Here is a 16498-nt window from a genome sequence, read left to right as displayed (position 1 = left end):
CGCTTGATGGTTACAGAAAATAATGCCGCTGGTCAGAATAATGCTGATTTAAAGCTAACTCCCCCTGATCCTGTTCCACCCGTTTCGACAGAAAAAGCCGATGGTTTAGTCCCATTGGATGATGGCAAAAAAAGCCAGCTTGAAGCCAAGGTGAGCGGCTTTATTGAAGAACTGGTGGCCGAAAATCCCAATAGCCCCGAATTTGGCAAAAAAGTTGATTCTATCATCAATCTGGGACGCAATGAAATTCGGGAAGCCGCCAATCAATCTAATCGTTTTTTGGATCGTCCGGTTAAAGCCATGGATGGCAGTAGCCCCATTGGTTCCAATCTTGCCCAGTTGCGGCGGGTGATCGAAGACCTTGATCCCGGAAAACGCGGTGATTTAACGGCGCCCAAGAAGATTTTTGGTATTATTCCTTTCGGAAACAAGCTCCGCGATTATTTCGACAGCTATAAATCGGCGCAATCCCATATCGGCACCATTCTTACCAGTCTTGAAAGCGGTAAGGATGAATTGTTGAAAGATAATGCGGCGATTGACGTTGAGCGCCAGACCTTATGGGCGACGTTGGAACGTCTGGAACAGATGATTTATATGGCGAAAACGCTGGATAGCCAGTTGGAAGCCAAAAGTCATGAGCTGGACATCAGCGATCCAGCCAAAGCCAAGACCTTGCGGGAAAGCGCGCTGTTCTATGTCCGGCAACGGGTAACAGATCTTTTGACCCAATTAGCCGTGAGTGTTCAGGGCTATCTGGCATTGGATCTGGTCAGAAAGAATAATATCGAACTGATTAAAGGGGTTGATCGCGCTTCGACAACGACAGTGGCCGCCCTAAAAACAGCCGTGACCGTGGCGCAGGCTTTGACCAACCAAAAGCTTGTTCTGGAACAGATCAATGCTTTGAACAGCACGACGGCGAATATTATCGATTCCACTGGCGAAATGTTAAGAAACCAGACCGGAGAGATTCAGAAACAAGCGGCATCGGCAACGATCCCACTCGATGTTCTGAAGCGTGCCTTTAGCAATATCTATGCAACCATGGATTCTATTGACCAATATAAAGTCCAAGCCTTGTCTTCGATGAAACAGACGGTCGATGTCTTGTCTGACGAAATTGAGAAATCACGCGGTTATATTGCGCGGGCGCAAGGTTCCGGCCAAGGTCAAGACCAAGCAATGAAACAGTTGATGCAGGCAGAGGACAAAAATGCACCGCCTGCGGCGGCGGCTTCTAAAACGGTTCCGACAGGAGATCCGTTCAAGCCTTTGTAAGGGAAATAAATGGCCAGTAATCAGCAAATACTTTTGGAAGCGCAGGCTGTTTTGGCAAGGCTTCGGGATGGTCAAGAAGCAAGCCGCGCCTTTGCAAAGAAAAGCCTGTTAGGACGGCGACTAAAGCGGCTATGTGTAACGGATGCGGCGATTATACTGGCCGCCTTTATTATTGGTTTTATCCATCCGCTGGGCATTTCTGGTATTATCCTGACTTTTGCGGCCTTGGTCTTGGGGAGTATTTTGGCACCTTTGACCCTGCCCTTGCCGCGTCCGGTTAAAATTGAAAATTTGCAAAAACAGTCTTTAAAACAATTACCGTCGCAGGCCGCTTCATGGCTGTCAGCCCAGAAACAGGCTTTGCCGCCGCCTGCCCGTCCTTTGGCAGAATCGATCCTTGATAAATTATCGCATTTGTCCTCTGTCACCGAAAAACTGCCGGAAGATGATCCGACAGCGACCCAGATGCGAAAATTGGTCAGTGAAGAAATGCCGGAATTGGTTAAAGGCTATGTCGAAATACCCGTTAACTTAAGAACACAGAAACGCGCTGGTCTGGATAGCCCTGATTCACAGCTTGCAACCGGCCTAGATGTGATCAATCAGGCACTAGGTCGCATAGAAGAAGAGCTTGCCCATCATGATCTTGATAAATTGGCTACTCAGCAGCGCTTTTTAGAGTTAAAATATAAAACAGAATCTTGATCGTAAATTATTATAGATGTCAGCATTCTTCTTTTTGATCACATAATAAAAATTCATGGAATGCTGGCTTTCTTTCTTTTTCATCAAAGATACGGAGATATCTAGGAAAAAGATAGTTGATGGCAGGGGGCGTAGTTAACCTGTCAACTATAATAATAGTATGACAGCTATAACGGGGAATGGAGAATGCGTGTTTTATTGATAGAAGATGAGCCGACAACGGCGAAATCTATCGAATTGATGCTGACGAAAAAGCGTTTCAATGTCTATACGACAGACCTTGGCGAAGAAGGCATCGATCTGGGCAAGCTGTATGATTATGATATCATTTGTCTTGATCTCAATTTGCCCGATATGCATGGCTATGAAGTATTAAAGACGTTACGGACGGCGCAGGTAAAAACGCCGATCATTGTATTGTCTGGTATTGCCGAAATGGAATCCAAAGTGCGGGCTTTGGGCTTTGGGGCTGATGATTATTTGACCAAGCCTTTCCATCAGGAAGAATTGATTGCCCGTATTCAAGCCGTTGTTCGCCGTTCCCAAGGCCATTCCCAGTCAATTATTAAAACAGGCCGTTTAACCGTCAATCTTGATAGTAAAACAGTCGAGATTGATAACAAGCCTGTTCATCTGACCGGTAAAGAATATGCCATATTGGAATTGCTGTCTTTGAGAAAAGGCACCACCATCACGAAAGAAATGTTCTTGAACCATCTTTATGGTGGGATGGATGAACCGGAATTAAAAATTATTGATGTCTTTGTCTGCAAACTGCGGAAAAAGCTGAACAAAGCCTATCCTGACGAAAATTATATCGAAACGGTCTGGGGACGCGGTTACATCTTGCGCGAAGCAGAACATGCCGAATTGGAAGGCCAGCAGGCTTAAAATTTCCGTTGCGAGTGGATTTACTTTAGATCGGTTACGATAAGAATCGTATCTATCAGCAGGATATTTTGACCGATTTAAACACCCCTGTAGCCAGAGCGTTATCGCTTTGATTACAGGGGTGTTTTGATGTCTTAGAAGCCGACGGCCGTGCCTTCTCTTCTGATATCGGCACCGCCTTCGTAATAGTTACCCCGTTTGATAATCGCTTGAAGGCCGGATTCTTCATGCTCTGCCGGTGTTAGCGTAACGCCTAAATCCTTCAGGCCTTGTGATACCTTGGCAGGAAACGGGTCGGAAAGAAAAAGCGTGCCATGGGCGACCAGATTGGGAAGCGCCAAGGCTTGATCAACCGGCATATGCCAATCGAGAAGGGCCACAATCGCTTTCAGATTGTAGGCCTGAATAGAGCTGCCCCCTGGTGAACCCAAGGCAGCGACAAATTGGCCTTTCTGGTTAAAGACCAGTGTCGGTGCCATCGTTGAACGGGGACGTTTGTCACCCGCAACAGCATTCGCGGCCGGTGTATTGTCATAGGCCTGTGGCGAGAAAGAAAAATCTGTCAATTGGTTGTTTAGGAAGAAACCGCCCACCATACGACCAGAGCCAAAGATATTTTCAACCGTCGTCGTCATCGAGACAGCATTTCCCTTGCTATCGACAATAACAAGATGGGTTGTGCCGCCCGGTTCAGCCGTTGCATCCATGCTATAGCTGGGCGCGCCTTTGGGATTACCGTGGCTGGGGGCTTGGGGATTGGCTTTATCGCCAATCAATTTTGCCCTTTCGGCGATATAATGAGGGTCTAATAATCCGGTGACCGGCACTTTTACAAAATCAGGATCACCGACAAAATAATCGCGGTCAGCATAGGCAAGACGGCTAGCTTCGGCAAATTCCAACCATGCTTTCGGATCATCGGCATTGCGGCGATCAATATCGGTATGTGAGAGCAAGCCTAAAGCCTCTTGCAACCCAACGCCACCTGAAGGCGCATCGGGAGTGCAGACGACATAGAGATGATAGCCTTTACATAAAGCGGCGCTTTCTTTCGGGCGATAACCCGCAAGATCAGCCATCGTCATACTGCCCGCCAAAGGCGCTTGATGGACTTTATCTACAATCGCCTGTGCAATCGCCCCCGTGAGCAAGGCAGCCGAACCTTTTTCGGAAATGGCCTTCAAACTATTCGCATAATCAGGATTCTTTAAAATATCACCGGCCTGATAGCGTTCTCCGTTAGCTTTAACAAAATAGCGGATAGCGTCTTCGGTATAGGCTTCGGGGGAATGGCCGTTAATCATGCTGGCAAGGCGTGGCGAAACGGTAAAGCCTTGCTCGGCTAGGGCAATCGCAGGCGTAAATAATTGACGCCATGGCAAAATACCATGTTCTTTTTGTGCCAATTCCAGCATAGCAACAGCCCCCGGAACACCCGTGGCGCGACCGGAAACAACCGCCTGTTTAAACGGAATCGGGTTTTTATTATCATCCAAAAACATATCAGGCGTAGCATCAGCCGGAGCGGTTTCTCGCCCATTATAGGCCGTTACTTTATGGGTTTTGGCATCATAATAGGTCATGAAAGCACCGCCGCCGATGCCTGAACTTTGTGGTTCAACCAGCCCCAAAACGGCTTGGATAGCAACCGCTGCATCAACGGCACTGCCGCCTGCTTTCAAGACATCATATCCAGCCTTTACCGCCAAAGGATTGGCCGCCGCTACCATAGCGTGAGAGGCGGTTGATTTTTTAGGCAGATGGGCAACATCAGACCAGTCGATTTCTTTTGTGACCGTCACCGGTTTTTGGGTTTGACGTGCCATGGCCAGATGGCTGCTTGAAAAAGCAATAAGCGCAGAAAAAGCCGTCAGAAACGGACGGTGCCGAAGAGAAACCATTTTTGATCTTTCTGTCTTGGGATGGGGCTTTGAAAAACGCCGATGGGGGGAGCCTACAAGAAAGATTTCTGAACGACCAGCCCTTAATAAACTTGCGATAGAACTATCTTAAACTTGTTCTTTCTTGCTTTCATGAAAAGAAATGTTACCGTGAGGGTTATGACGATATTGGCCTCCGTTTACCGCGCCTTTGGCTGCCTTTTTTGCTGGGCTTTAGCCCTTTTCATCTATCCCCTTTCTGCCGCGACTTTGTCCGATAGCGATTTGCATATCGAGCCACAATTTATCGCAGAGACCTTAACCCCTAAAGCAGGGACAAAGGTGACCGTAGCCTTGGAAATGAAGCCCCATCAGGGCTGGCATGGTTATTGGAAAAACGGGGGTGATGCCGGACAAGAAACCGAAATAATCTGGCATTTTCCTTATAAAATTAAAACCTCGGCTATCCAGTATCCGATACCGGAAAAGATGAAAGTCGCCGGTTTAATGAGCTATGTCTATCAGCATGATTATCGCTTGTTGATTGATCTGGATATTCCGGCCGGCTTGCCTGTGGGAACAGCTTTGCCGATATCGGCGCAGTTAAATTGGTTGGCCTGCACCGATACCAGCTGTGTGCCAGAAACGGCCGAACGTCATTTGTTGCTGCATATCGGTAAGGGTGAAATTACAGCGGATAATAGCCAACTATTTCAGGCCTTTCGACGGGCTTTACCAGAAACAACTGGAAGGCAGGCTTTATTTGCCCAACAACAGAATCAAATCATTCTGAAACTGGATTATCCCGAAACCGAAAAGCTTGATACCACGATCAATGGCGTGTGGTTTTTCCCGTCACAAGATGGCGTGTTTGACTATAGTGCCGATCAACGCTTGCTTCGTGAGGGTAACGCCCTTTTTCTGACCCTGCCCTTGCGGGAAAAAGCCTCTATTCCCTCCGCTATAACCGGCGTTTTCCGTTTAAAAGACGGAAAGGGTTTCTTGGTCAATGCTCAAAAAGGCAATATCTCTCTACCGGACAAAAATCCCGTTATTTTGACGGCATCAAGTGAAGAAGGCCAAGCCAAAGCGACAGCTTCCCCGCAACAGAATACAGCACAAAATGAAACTCCCTCTGTAGGAAAAGGACATAATGGCAAGCTGTTATGGTTGGCTTTGGCAGGGGCGTTTTTGGGTGGGCTGATTTTAAATATCATGCCTTGCGTCTTTCCTATCTTGAGCCTGAAGGCCTTGAGCCTTGCCCGCACCCATGCCCCTGAAAAAGCCCATCGGTTAGAAGCCTCAGCCTATAGCGCTGGTGTGATTATGGTCTGTTTGGGATTGGGTGCGGCACTTCTTTTGTTTCGAGCGGGAGGGCATGCCGTTGGATGGGCATTCCAGTTGCAATATCCCCATATCGTTTTGGCTTTGATGGTTTTAACCGCCATGATTGGTTTTAATCTGGCCGGATTATTTGAGCTTCCGAGTTTTAACGGCGGAGCTAATCCAAAACAGGATAGCCTTTTAGGTGCCTTTACCACGGGCGCTTTGGCCGCCTTTATTGCGACCCCTTGCACGGGTCCCTTTATGGCGGCAGCGATCGGGGTTGCCTTGGTCTTGTCACCGATTGAATCCCTGATGGTTTTTGCCGGATTGGGTATTGGTATGGCACTGCCCTTTTTGGCGATTGGTTTTGTCCCGCCGATACGGAAATTATTGCCAAGACCCGGGGCATGGATGGCCACGATGCGCCATATTTTGGCTATTCCGATGTTTATCACTGCCTTGTGGTTGGGATGGACATTAGGGCATCAGATCGGAACGGATGGTTTAATTGTTGCCTTCGGTATCTGTCTGATATCGGCAACAGGGTTATGGTGGACAGGAAAACGCCAACATAAGGGAAAGAATTACAGCTTTTTACCTGCGGCGATAGCGATCCTATTTTCAGTGGTGATTGGTTCTTTTACCCCTGCCCATCCGATTGCAAGTGAGACAAATCCAAAAGTCGAAAACGCTAAAGATGCGCCGGAGATAGAGCCTTTTAGTGAACAAGCGGTTGAAGAATTACATCGCCAGAAAAAACCGCTTTTCATCTATTTTTCGGCAGATTGGTGTCTGACTTGTAAGGTCAACGAGAAAATGGCGATTGATCGTGATAGCACTCGTCAGGCTTTCCGGCAGAAGGGTATTGTTACCTTGCATGGCGATTGGACAAATGGTGATCCTGAAATTACCCGTTTTCTGTCCAAGATGCATCGTTCGGGTATTCCGCTTTATCTCTATTATCCCGCCGATGGCGAAATTCAGATATTGCCGCAAATTCTGACAACAGGCTTATTACAAAATCTTGGAAAATAAAAAAGAACCGGCTGTCTAGGCCGGTTCTTTCCATTTCAGATGCGTTTAAAGCTATTAGCGCACGGTGCCTTTGGCAAGTAAGCGGGGCAGAAGTGTTAATGCCCCAATAATCGGAAAACGGCGTTGCCAAGGCTTGATCATGATTTGAGTGCCTGCATGGCGGTTGATTTTCCATGCAAGATAATCAAGCCCACCTGCGAAGGTGAAACTAGCCTTGGCCAAGCGGAAAATACTAAGCCATTTGCCGCGCCATCTTCTTTTTGCCCATAAGCGCAAAGCCTGCTTACGGCTCGGTAAATTTCGGCTGATATGAGCGACAACCGCTTGGGTAATATGGCGGTAATATTCGGGATTGCTGTCCACGATCAGATCAGCCCGACCGTCCGATTTTTCAACCCGCAATTCGGCTTGATAGGTCAAGCGGAAGGCTTCGCGCCAGCGGTCAAGGGGATCTTTTGATCCCGAGAAGAGCGGTGCCGCTGCTTCCAAAAGAGTGGGTGCCGCACAAGCCACAACAGCGATTGTTGCGGTGACAGAATCTTTGTCTTTTGCCCAGACCAAGCGACTGGGTTGGGCAAAGCGCGCCCAGACCGAAACCGACAAGGTTTCAAGTGACGCCAGCCGCCGGAAATCCGAAAGCGTCAGCACCGCATATTTGGCGACAAAATCCTTGTAACGGAAAAGAAAAACATTAGGTGGCAGTGCTTTATTCGCCCATGCCAACCAGCGATGAGAATAAGCCTGATGATAATCATCAACAATCAGGTAAAAATCCAGCATCAGGCCATCAAGATCAGTCGCGCGTAAAGCCGAGCCGTAAAAAAGAACAGCCCGTGAAGAGCCATGCCGTGCAGCAATAGCGGCCGCCATATCGGATATTTCCGGCAAAACCGTCTTTGTCAGTTCTTCACCAATGATGCTTTTTAGGCCATGCACATCCGTATTCTTCCATTTTTGCATCATATATTTATAGCATATTATAACCGCCAAAAGCGGTTATAGTCCCCCTGCTTTTAGATCAGTGCAATAAAATTTAGACGGCGAGTTTCACAAAAGAAATCGGCTCGGTATGCCGCAAAATAACCGGATGTTCGTTATCCGCGTAAAAGACTTCGCCATCCAAGATTAAATGTGAGCGTTCACCAGCAATTCTGATTTCATCATCCTGTTTGAGATGAACGCCTTTGATACGGCTTTTCCCGAGCCGCCCCACAATACCTGCCGCCACCGCATGGATAAGATGAAACGGATTTTGGTCAACCATCATCAGTTTCATTGAGCCTTTGTCTTGCGGATCTTGTTGAAACACATGTGTCCCGACCAAGAGCCGTTCCAAAGTCGTCACAACCAAAAGAGAGAAGTTACCCTTGATCTGGCCTTGCTGCATCAAGGAAACAGAAATAGGCCGCGCTGCACGCGGTAAAAAGGATAAAGGCGCGCGAATAAACATGGATATCAGAAGCGCAAATGCCGCGATGACATGACTGATACCATTCGGTAAACCAAGCGGATAAATCGTATCACGACAATAGATGATAAGATCAGCCAGTCCTGCCCCGCCGAGAAACATCCCGAGAACCGGTGGTTTATCACTGCTATCCGATAAGGCGATCAATTCGCGTTTAACGATATGGCTGTCGAGATCACCGCGTGCAATATCCAGAATTTTTTGCAAGGCCACCACCGGGTCGCCTTCTGCCCCCAAATCCAAGGCAATCAGATTGGTTTTGCCGTTTGGTAGAACCGCAACCGGCGGCACCATATGCTTTTCAAAATATTTGCCGGTATAAAGAGCCGTCAAAACAGTTTGGACAGTGCCGTCCCCGCCATTCACGACCAAAATAGATGGCCGTGTTTGAGCGATACTGGATAACGCCTCCCCTATCTGATCCACCTCTTCCACTTCGTAATGAAAGACATCGTCTTCCTGAATACAAAAATGCCTGATGTCGGGTAACTTTGCCCGATTGCCGGTAGACTGTGGATTAGACAGCAAGGCAACTGAAGTCATCGCGTACCCTCGCTGTTCTTCTTATCGTCAAGAGACGCAATTGGTTTAAAACTTAATCCCTGAATATATTTCATAATAATTTTAATATCTAAGACGCCATTGCCAACGGTAATAGTCGAGGCTTTTAGAGGGGGTTTATGCTTTAACGCAACATCCATTAACGACATTGAAGGATTACCGGAAAAGCCGCCGCCATCTTCGCGGTCGGTATCACCATTTTTATGGCGCACCAAAACCGTGTAATCGCCTGCTTTTGGCACAGTCAGGCAGACATCAATATTACCTTCTTGGGGAAGCGGGGTTTCTACCCGCGTGAGGTATTTTCCCTTTTCAAAATAGACCTTTTGATCGGCATCATAGGCTTGCACCCGCAAGGTGCCGCTACGGTTTTTCAGGCCTTCGACATGCACCAGAATAGCGGGTTTTTGTCCGCCCTTTTGGCAGGCGGCGGCATCTGCCCCTAAAATAGCGGCATTGGCCGCATTTACGCCTATTATCAAAGGAATGGATGCGATAAAGGCTGTCAATTTCAGCATGACCTATTTACTCCGCAAAGCTATAGCCCGAAAATAACGACGCACGGTCATAAAGATTCGGCGTCTCCGTGGATGGTTACTTTTGAATGGTGATTGCGGCCATAAAATGGTGAGGAGCGCAGAAAGCTTGAGAATTTTTAATGCTATTGATCGTTATCTGATCCGTCTTATCACTGTTCCTTTGGTCACAACCCTGATTGTGTCGGCCATGTTAATGGTGCTGGACAAGATGTTAAAGCTTTTTGACTTCGTCGCCAATCAAGGAGGCCCCGTCAGTGTTGTCTGGCGGATGCTGGCGAATATGTTACCGGAATATATGTCCTTGGGCATTCCGATTGGTTTGACATTGGGTATTTTATTGGCGTTTCGCAAATTGGCCTTGCAGTCAGAGCTGGATGTGTTTCGGGCGGTCGGGATAAGTTATAGTCGGTTATTACGGATTCCCTATATTTTTGCCTTCTTCTTTGCGTTGGTTAACCTTGCGATTGTGGGCTATATTGAACCCTATTCCCATTATGCCTATGAAGATTTGCGCTATGAATTGCGGTCGGGCGCGTTGGGGGCCGCGATTAAAGTCGGTGAATTTACCAAATTAGGCACCCATATGACTTTGAGAGTTGAAGGGAGCCAAGATAGCGGCCGAAATCTTTCTGGTATTTTTGGAACCAGCGAAAATCCTGAGAATGGTCAAAAGCTGACGGTTACTGCCGATAACGGACGTTTCATGCCGTCTGATGATCCCAATGTCATTCTTTTGCGCCTCAATCATGGTTTGCTTATTCATAACCGCCCTGATTTTACGACCCCACGTGTATTGACCTTTGAAAACCACGATATGCCGATCAAATTACCGGCAGTTGAGAGTTTTCGTGGTCGCGATGGTAATCAGCAGGAAATGACCCTGACTGAATTATTTTTTATTCTTCATCAAAAGCATTTACCGAAAAAACTCCGCAATCAGCTACAGGCTAATCTCCATTTCCGTCTGGTTGAAGTGGCGACGATGTTCCTGTTACCAATGTTGGCTTTGACTTTGGCGATACCGCCCAAGCGTTCGACATCCTCTTTAGGGGTGTTTTTATCGATCCTTATTCTGGTGACCGATCATAAGCTGAACCAATATTGTCAGACTATCGGAGGATTGGGGAAGATCAATCCGGTTCTTATGATGTGGCTGCCTTTTATTTTATTCAGCCTGTTGGTTTGGCGAATGTATTATACCTTGGCGTATATTCCAGGTGGTCAGCCTATCGGTGCGCTGGAATGGTTTTTTGCCCGTATTTCGTCGCGGATTGTTCAGTTTTTCAAAAGATTTTCATCAGGAGGGGTTAAGGCATGATAAAAAGGCTTTTCGCATCACGCCAGATTGCCTTTTATCTGTCGAAGCTATTTGTTGTCAGATGTTTTGCGGTTTTGGCAGCCCTTATCTTTATTCTCCAAACCCTTGATATGTTGGGGGAATCCGCGCGTATTTTGGCGGTTAAAGGGAATGGTCAGGCTGAATTATTTCACTATGTCTTGCTAAGAACCCCCCAATTGATCGCGCGGTTTTTACCTTTTGCGGTTCTGTTGGGCGTGTTGATTACGTTAAGCACCCTGAACCAGAATAGTGAAATCATCTCCATGAAGGCGGCGGGTATCTCGGCACATCAAATTTTGATGCCGCTGATTGCCAGTTGTTTTCTGATTGGATGCGTCAGTTTCGTCTTTAATGACCGTCTTGTCACCCGCGCGACGGCAAAGCTGGATGCTTGGCAGGCTGTTGATTATGGCCAACCGCCCCCAGCCGCTACCAGCGGGGTGAATATTTGGCTTCGCGATGGCGACCATCTTATCCATGTCGATAATGTCCAAGGCTATGGCGATAATGTCCGTTTATCCGGTATTACCGTTTATAATCGCTCCCAAAAAACGCTGGTCAGTATTTTGTCTGCCGATACGGGACAGTGGACAGGGCATGGTTGGCATCTGAATAAAGTAAAATCTTTTGATGTCGCGGCTGATACCGTCACGGAAAAACCTGTTTTGGATATCAATACAGATTTACCGCCAGAACGCTTTACCCTTGCCGATGTTAAAGCCGATGAAATGGAAGTTGTGCCGTTATATCGTGCTATCAAGGCTTTGGATGCTGCCGGAAGGCCAACCGACGAATTGAAAGCCAGTCTTATCCATCGCTTTACGGGCGCCTTTGCCGCTATTTTAATGCCTATTCTGGGTTCTGTTGCTGGTTTTGGATTAGCGCGTTCAGGTCGGCTTTTTGTCCGTATCGTTATCGGAATGTCGTTGGGTTTTGCTTATTTTGTCGCGGATAACTTCGCCCTCACTATGGGGAATTTAGGAACCTATCCGCCTTTATTGGCATCATGCTCGCCTTTCATCTTATTCCTTTTAATCGGGGAAGCCGTTCTTATCAGGACAGAAGAATAATTTAGCGAGATAATTCGATATATTGGGCAACGCCTTCGGCTATATCATGGACAAGCTGCCGAATAGCCGGAAGCGAAGCCGAAGGATGATATAAATCCTCGTCCAGATAAAGGGCGCGGTCGATTTCTATTTGTAAGGCATGGCGCGAGGAAGACGGTTTTCCATGTCTGTCCACGGTATAGCCCCCTGCATAAGGCTTGTTAAAAGCCGGTTTCAGGCCATGTTTTTCGACTATTTCAGCAATGACAGCGGTTATTTCCGAAGAGGCGCTGTGTCCATAGGCCGTCCCAATGACGATATCAGCGGCTTCTCCCTTCTCATCCGGTATCAAAGGCGGCATGGAATGAATATCGAGCAAGATTGCGGAACCATAACGGGATTTTATATTGCCTAAAATATCAGCGATATGGCCATGCCACGGAGCATGATAATTTTCGATGCGATGGCGGGCTTCCTGATAAGGTAAAAGATGATGATATAGCCCGCCAAAGCCAGCAAGATAATTCGGGAATAACCCCAAGCCGTTACGCGAGCGGGACGTTAAAATAACGCTATCCAAAGGCAAAGGGGGATCAATCATCATCGGATCAATTTCCAGATGATGCCTGTTTAAATCTATTAAAGCACGGGGTGAACAGGCGACCAAGGCTGAAAAACCGGCAGAAACCGCGTTATCTACGAGAAGATCGGCAAAGCGGTCTTCAAAGATAATCAGTTTTTCCGGCTCACAGCGTAATTTTTCAAGCAAATCTTCGGGGTAGAAACGGCCTGCATGAGGAACCGTTAATAAAACCGGCCTTTTAGGTGGCCACTCTCCTAAGGGGAGAATGGCCGGCCTGTCTTTCACTTTCAGCCAGCCTGACATTTACGGCTGAGGCGATCTTTATCCCAACATTCATTATTGAAAGGCGGTAAAGGCGGCTCGGAAGTCAGTTTTACGGTCGGTGCAAGAATGTCTTTTACCGGAACGAGGCTGTTTTTAAATTCCTGCATCCGTTTTTCAGCCAGAGTGAACAGGCTGCCTTTCGGATGAATCATCGCTTCGTGAGCGATAGAAGCGGCCGTATCGCAGAAGCCCAACTGTGCCTGCATAGTTGAAAAACGGTTGTAGGTCTGGGTCGAATGCTGGTCAAATTTGACCTGACCAAAACGGCCACCTGTCCGCCGGAAATAGCCACCCAAAGCCGTATAAGCAGAGGCCAATTCCCGTTTATGCGTTGCCAAAAGCTGGTTATACACATGCGCGGTTTCGAGAATAGGGGCAAATTGGCATTGCAAAGCGGCGACATTCAACCCTGACCGCAATGTCCAGACCAGATTGGCGCGTTGTTCTGCCGGTGTAGCATTAACAAGGGGAAGAACGACCGAAGGATCATTGTCTTTGACCGGTTTACCGGAAAAATCATGCGGAGACCAAAACAGGTATCCAGTATTTGCAGAGGCCGGTGCAGAGGCCAGCAATCCGGCTGAAATAAACCCTGCCGTCAGAAAAGAGGCTATCCGACGACCGAAAGAAATGACCATAATATACGCTCTCCCGATGTAATAACGTGCTAGCCGACCTGAAACATCTTGATAGGAAAGAAGGAAGGTCGGAATAGATAAAGGCTGCTTATACAGTCTGGCTTAATAAGTGATTTATGACAGCTTTTAAAACGCTGTCCGATTTATAAACCATCTGGACAGGAAAGAACATATTTTAGCGTGTTTGGCTATTCAATTTTTTCTTTTTCGGAACAAAAAAGCTGAAAGTAACCGGAGACGAAAATATCCCCGCCTTGCCAGCTATTTTTAAGAAAATTTATTGCTTTCATCACCCCAAAAAACATCCATCATCAAGCTAATTACCGTCTTTAATTTGCAGGTAAGCTGGTGGCTTGTATGCTGTTATCGCTTTCCTCTTCAAAAATGCTCTCGCTGGCCATTTCGTCATTGATTGTTCCCAAAGCGATATCGGTATCGGGATGGAGAGTCGCATTTTGAAGATCGCGCGTTTTGTCTTTGCAACCGGAAACGGCCATATTCCCAAGCACAAGGCCAATTATGGCTGTGTTTAAAAGAACCGTTTTTGAAAGTGCAGACATGCAACGGTTGATTTTCATAATAATGCCTTTTGGAAACTTTCGGGTTTTTATTGTTTAAATTTGCCTCAAAAAGGCCTTATTGCGCCTTAATAAAAGCAACAACCTTCTGAACTTCGGTTCCGATTGTGACCCGATTTGACGGGTGTCTTTCGGATCTGCGAGGATTATGACGATGAACACAACTGATGCCAAGACATTAAAAACAGCTTCCCGATTCTGGAAAAAGTCGCATTATCTTGGACGGATGACATTGAAAGAGTTGGTTGTCGTCTATTTCCAATATTATACGATTTTGACCTATCTGACATTGGCCGCTGTTATGATCGGCCTTTATATTTGGAAGCCTGCGCCTCTTTTACCGACTATCGCCTCAATCGCTGTCGCTATTTTGGGTTTTCCATTGGTTTGGTATGTCACCCATCGCTGGATTATGCATGGTCATTGGATGTTTAAAGTCCCTTTCCTGTCGGGACTATGGAAACGGATTCACTATGACCACCATCTTGATCCCGACCATTTAGAGGTTTTATTCGGGGCGCTTTATACGACACTGCCTTCGGTTGCTTTGGCAACTGCCCTCCCCGGCTATCTTATAGGGGGTTTCGGAGGTGCCTGTATCGGTTATGCCGTTGGTTTGTTAAGCACCTGTTTCTATGAATTCTGTCATTGCATCCAGCGTTTGGGGTATAAACCCAAGAACAAAAGGCTGGCTTTGATGAAGAAACGTCATCTGGAACATCATTTCCATGATGAAGATGGTAATTTCGGTATTACCAATTTCTTTTGGGATAAATTACTCGGGACATATTACGTTCGCCGTGAGCGTCCGAACAAAAGCTCGACGGTCTTTAATTTGGGCTATACGCCAGAAATTGCCAAGAAATATCCGTGGGTTGCCGAACATTCTGGCGGTGAAGTTTTATGTAGCCCAAAAGAAAAAGACCGCTATAAAAGCTCTTTTGAAGAAGTGGATAAAATACAGGATATCCGCTGATTTCGCATCATTTCTGTGTCAGGATGCTATCGAGGGGTAGTATTCCGTTTCCGATTGTCTTTCTACCGCTTGTGCCAAGGTCAAGCCTTGCGCCTCAAAGCGTCTTTTGAAAATGAAGAGGCCTGATATATCCTTATGGCTGATCTGAAAATCTATCCTATTGGCACGAAGCAAAACCGTGACCTGAACCGCTTTATTGAAGTTGCTTATAAGCTGAATAAAGACAATCCAAACTGGATTGCGCCTTTGCGTAGCGAATTAAGAGAGCAGTTGAACAGTCAGAAAAATCCGTGGTTTGAACATGCCACGGCAGAATATTTTCTAGCTGAAAGAGATGGCGAGCCGGTGGGCAGGATATCAGCACAGATTGACCGATTGGTGCAAGAATCCCCGCCCGAGCAAGGGGGTGGCAAAGATGTCGGTATGTGGGGCATGTTTGAAGCGGCTGATGAAGAGGTTGCCTATGCCTTGCTGAAAACGGTCGAGGAATGGCACGAAAAACGCGGCAATAAAAAACTGATTGGCCCCATCAGCCTTTCGATATGGGAAGAGCCGGGTTTGCTTATCAAAGGCCATGACCATGCCCCGACTATTATGATGGGACATCAGCGTCCCGAATATCGCGGATGGATTGAATCCTACGGTTATCAGGGCATCAAAGACCTGTTTACCTATGAGCTAGATATTACCAAGCCTTTCCCTGAAATTATTCAGAAAATTGTGGCGTCAGGCGAGAAAAATCCCCGTATCCGAATCCGGCAGGCGCAGAAAAAAGACTTCATTAGTGAAGCCAAAATCCTGATGGATATTTTGAACGATGCTTGGTCAAAAAACTGGGGTTATATTCCGTTAACCGATCATGAAATCGAACATGCCCGTCATAATCTTGAGCCTATCGTTTATAACGAATTGGTGATGATTGCTGAAATTGACGGCGAACCCGCAGCCTTTATGATGACTTTGCCAGATGTGAATGAAAAACTGGCTGAGTTTAAAGGTAAGCTGTTCCCCTTCAACTTTGTTAAAATGTTGTGGTGGCTCCGACATCCTAAAGTAAGAACGATGCGCGTGCCTTTGATGGGGGTCAGAAAAAAATTTCAAGCCTCGCGTTTGGCTGGGCAGATGGCCTTTATGATGATTGAATATATCCGGCGTAATTCAGTAAAAGACTTTGGCGCGACCAGAGGCGAAATTGGCTGGATTTTGGATAATAATCAGGGAATGCGGTCGATTGCAACGGCGATTAAAAGTGAAGTGAACCGCATTTACCGTATTTATAGCAAAAGTATTTAAAACAAATCTTTCTTATCCACCCGACCGATTGT

Annotated in this window: 15 protein-coding genes; 8 read left to right on the top strand and 7 right to left on the bottom strand. The window is 46.9% G+C overall.

Going from position 1 to position 16498, the window contains the following annotated elements:
• Positions 1–6 precede the first annotated feature (6 nt).
• From ZMOB_RS08970 to ctrA, 3 genes are all read left to right on the top strand, one after another.
• Complete coding sequence (locus ZMOB_RS08970) at positions 7–1281, top strand: toxic anion resistance protein (RefSeq protein WP_011241169.1); 1275 nt, start codon at positions 7–9, stop codon at positions 1279–1281.
• 9 nt (positions 1282–1290) lie between these two features.
• Entirely contained in the window at positions 1291–1986 is a 696-nt protein-coding gene (locus ZMOB_RS08965) for a hypothetical protein (RefSeq protein ID WP_014501230.1), read from the top strand.
• A gap of 186 nt (positions 1987–2172) precedes the next feature.
• Positions 2173–2877 carry a response regulator transcription factor CtrA gene (gene ctrA, locus ZMOB_RS08960; protein WP_011241171.1) on the top strand — a complete coding sequence of 235 codons (705 nt, stop codon included), beginning with the start codon at positions 2173–2175 and terminating at the stop codon, positions 2875–2877.
• Between the two features lie 134 nt (positions 2878–3011).
• On the opposite strand, the gene ggt is transcribed toward ctrA, so the two are convergent.
• Complete coding sequence (gene ggt / locus ZMOB_RS08955) at positions 3012–4703, bottom strand: gamma-glutamyltransferase (protein WP_014501229.1); 1692 nt, start codon at positions 4701–4703, stop codon at positions 3012–3014.
• 234 nt (positions 4704–4937) lie between these two features.
• Between ggt and ZMOB_RS08950 the strand changes: the two genes are divergently transcribed.
• Positions 4938–7118 (top strand): protein-disulfide reductase DsbD family protein, encoded by a 2181-nt coding sequence (locus tag ZMOB_RS08950; protein WP_014501228.1) that lies wholly within the window; start codon positions 4938–4940, stop codon positions 7116–7118.
• 54 nt (positions 7119–7172) lie between these two features.
• Here the strand turns inward: ZMOB_RS08950 and ZMOB_RS08945 are convergent, their stop codons facing one another.
• The 3 genes from ZMOB_RS08945 to ZMOB_RS08935 all read right to left on the bottom strand — a co-directional run bounded on the left by ZMOB_RS08945 (position 7173) and on the right by ZMOB_RS08935 (position 9665).
• Positions 7173–8081 carry a hypothetical protein gene (locus ZMOB_RS08945; protein ID WP_011241174.1) on the bottom strand — a complete coding sequence of 303 codons (909 nt, stop codon included), beginning with the start codon at positions 8079–8081 and terminating at the stop codon, positions 7173–7175.
• 70 nt (positions 8082–8151) lie between these two features.
• Entirely contained in the window at positions 8152–9129 is a 978-nt protein-coding gene (locus ZMOB_RS08940) for a diacylglycerol/lipid kinase family protein (RefSeq protein ID WP_011241175.1), read from the bottom strand.
• On the bottom strand, positions 9126–9665 hold the full coding sequence (locus ZMOB_RS08935; protein ID WP_014501227.1) for a DUF2141 domain-containing protein: 540 nt from the start codon (positions 9663–9665) through the stop codon (positions 9126–9128). The genes ZMOB_RS08940 and ZMOB_RS08935 overlap by 4 nt, the downstream gene beginning before the upstream one ends.
• A gap of 127 nt (positions 9666–9792) precedes the next feature.
• On the opposite strand from ZMOB_RS08935, the gene lptF reads away from it, so the two are divergent.
• Both lptF and lptG read left to right on the top strand, forming a co-directional pair.
• Positions 9793–11004: an LPS export ABC transporter permease LptF gene (gene lptF / locus ZMOB_RS08930; RefSeq protein WP_011241177.1), complete on the top strand. Its 1212-nt coding sequence runs from the start codon at positions 9793–9795 to the stop codon at positions 11002–11004.
• Positions 11001–12095, top strand: coding sequence for an LPS export ABC transporter permease LptG (gene lptG / locus ZMOB_RS08925; protein WP_014501226.1), 1095 nt, complete (start codon positions 11001–11003; stop codon positions 12093–12095). Before lptF ends, lptG begins: the two co-directional genes overlap by 4 nt.
• Position 12096: 1 nt before the next feature.
• On the opposite strand, the gene ZMOB_RS08920 is transcribed toward lptG, so the two are convergent.
• The 3 genes from ZMOB_RS08920 to ZMOB_RS08910 form a co-directional block, all read right to left on the bottom strand.
• Positions 12097–12942, bottom strand: a complete 846-nt coding sequence (locus ZMOB_RS08920; protein WP_014501225.1) for an N-formylglutamate amidohydrolase — start codon at positions 12940–12942, stop codon at positions 12097–12099.
• Positions 12943–12944: 2 nt separating this feature from the next.
• Entirely contained in the window at positions 12945–13619 is a 675-nt protein-coding gene (locus ZMOB_RS08915) for a hypothetical protein (RefSeq protein WP_011241180.1), read from the bottom strand.
• A gap of 329 nt (positions 13620–13948) precedes the next feature.
• Positions 13949–14197 carry a hypothetical protein gene (locus ZMOB_RS08910; RefSeq protein ID WP_011241181.1) on the bottom strand — a complete coding sequence of 83 codons (249 nt, stop codon included), beginning with the start codon at positions 14195–14197 and terminating at the stop codon, positions 13949–13951.
• Positions 14198–14351: 154 nt separating this feature from the next.
• Here ZMOB_RS08910 and ZMOB_RS08905 point away from each other — a divergent pair, with 154 nt between their 5' ends.
• Both ZMOB_RS08905 and ZMOB_RS08900 read left to right on the top strand, forming a co-directional pair.
• Complete coding sequence (locus ZMOB_RS08905) at positions 14352–15173, top strand: sterol desaturase family protein (protein ID WP_014501224.1); 822 nt, start codon at positions 14352–14354, stop codon at positions 15171–15173.
• Positions 15174–15308: 135 nt separating this feature from the next.
• Positions 15309–16466, top strand: a complete 1158-nt coding sequence (locus tag ZMOB_RS08900; RefSeq protein WP_011241183.1) for a hypothetical protein — start codon at positions 15309–15311, stop codon at positions 16464–16466.
• The last annotated feature ends 32 nt before the right edge of the window (positions 16467–16498 follow it).

Origin of the sequence: Zymomonas mobilis subsp. mobilis ATCC 10988 (genome assembly GCF_000175255.2) — a bacterium.
Lineage (GTDB): Bacteria > Pseudomonadota > Alphaproteobacteria > Sphingomonadales > Sphingomonadaceae > Zymomonas > Zymomonas mobilis.
The sequence above is the reverse complement of the archived record's forward strand: the minus strand, read 5'-3'. Positions and strand labels throughout refer to the sequence as shown.

Coding starts and splice junctions, on each gene's coding strand:
- ZMOB_RS08970 (WP_011241169.1), top strand. CDS start 7: ATGGTTACAGAAAATAATGCCGCTGGTCAGAATAATGCTGATTTAAAG.
- ZMOB_RS08965 (WP_014501230.1), top strand. CDS start 1,291: ATGGCCAGTAATCAGCAAATACTTTTGGAAGCGCAGGCTGTTTTGGCA.
- ctrA (WP_011241171.1), top strand. CDS start 2,173: ATGCGTGTTTTATTGATAGAAGATGAGCCGACAACGGCGAAATCTATC.
- ggt (WP_014501229.1), bottom strand. CDS start 4,703: ATGGCACGTCAAACCCAAAAACCGGTGACGGTCACAAAAGAAATCGAC.
- ZMOB_RS08950 (WP_014501228.1), top strand. CDS start 4,938: ATGACGATATTGGCCTCCGTTTACCGCGCCTTTGGCTGCCTTTTTTGC.
- ZMOB_RS08945 (WP_011241174.1), bottom strand. CDS start 8,081: ATGATGCAAAAATGGAAGAATACGGATGTGCATGGCCTAAAAAGCATC.
- ZMOB_RS08940 (WP_011241175.1), bottom strand. CDS start 9,129: ATGACTTCAGTTGCCTTGCTGTCTAATCCACAGTCTACCGGCAATCGG.
- ZMOB_RS08935 (WP_014501227.1), bottom strand. CDS start 9,665: ATGCTGAAATTGACAGCCTTTATCGCATCCATTCCTTTGATAATAGGC.
- lptG (WP_014501226.1), top strand. CDS start 11,001: ATGATAAAAAGGCTTTTCGCATCACGCCAGATTGCCTTTTATCTGTCG.
- ZMOB_RS08915 (WP_011241180.1), bottom strand. CDS start 13,619: ATGGTCATTTCTTTCGGTCGTCGGATAGCCTCTTTTCTGACGGCAGGG.
- ZMOB_RS08910 (WP_011241181.1), bottom strand. CDS start 14,197: ATGAAAATCAACCGTTGCATGTCTGCACTTTCAAAAACGGTTCTTTTA.
- ZMOB_RS08905 (WP_014501224.1), top strand. CDS start 14,352: ATGAACACAACTGATGCCAAGACATTAAAAACAGCTTCCCGATTCTGG.
- ZMOB_RS08900 (WP_011241183.1), top strand. CDS start 15,309: ATGGCTGATCTGAAAATCTATCCTATTGGCACGAAGCAAAACCGTGAC.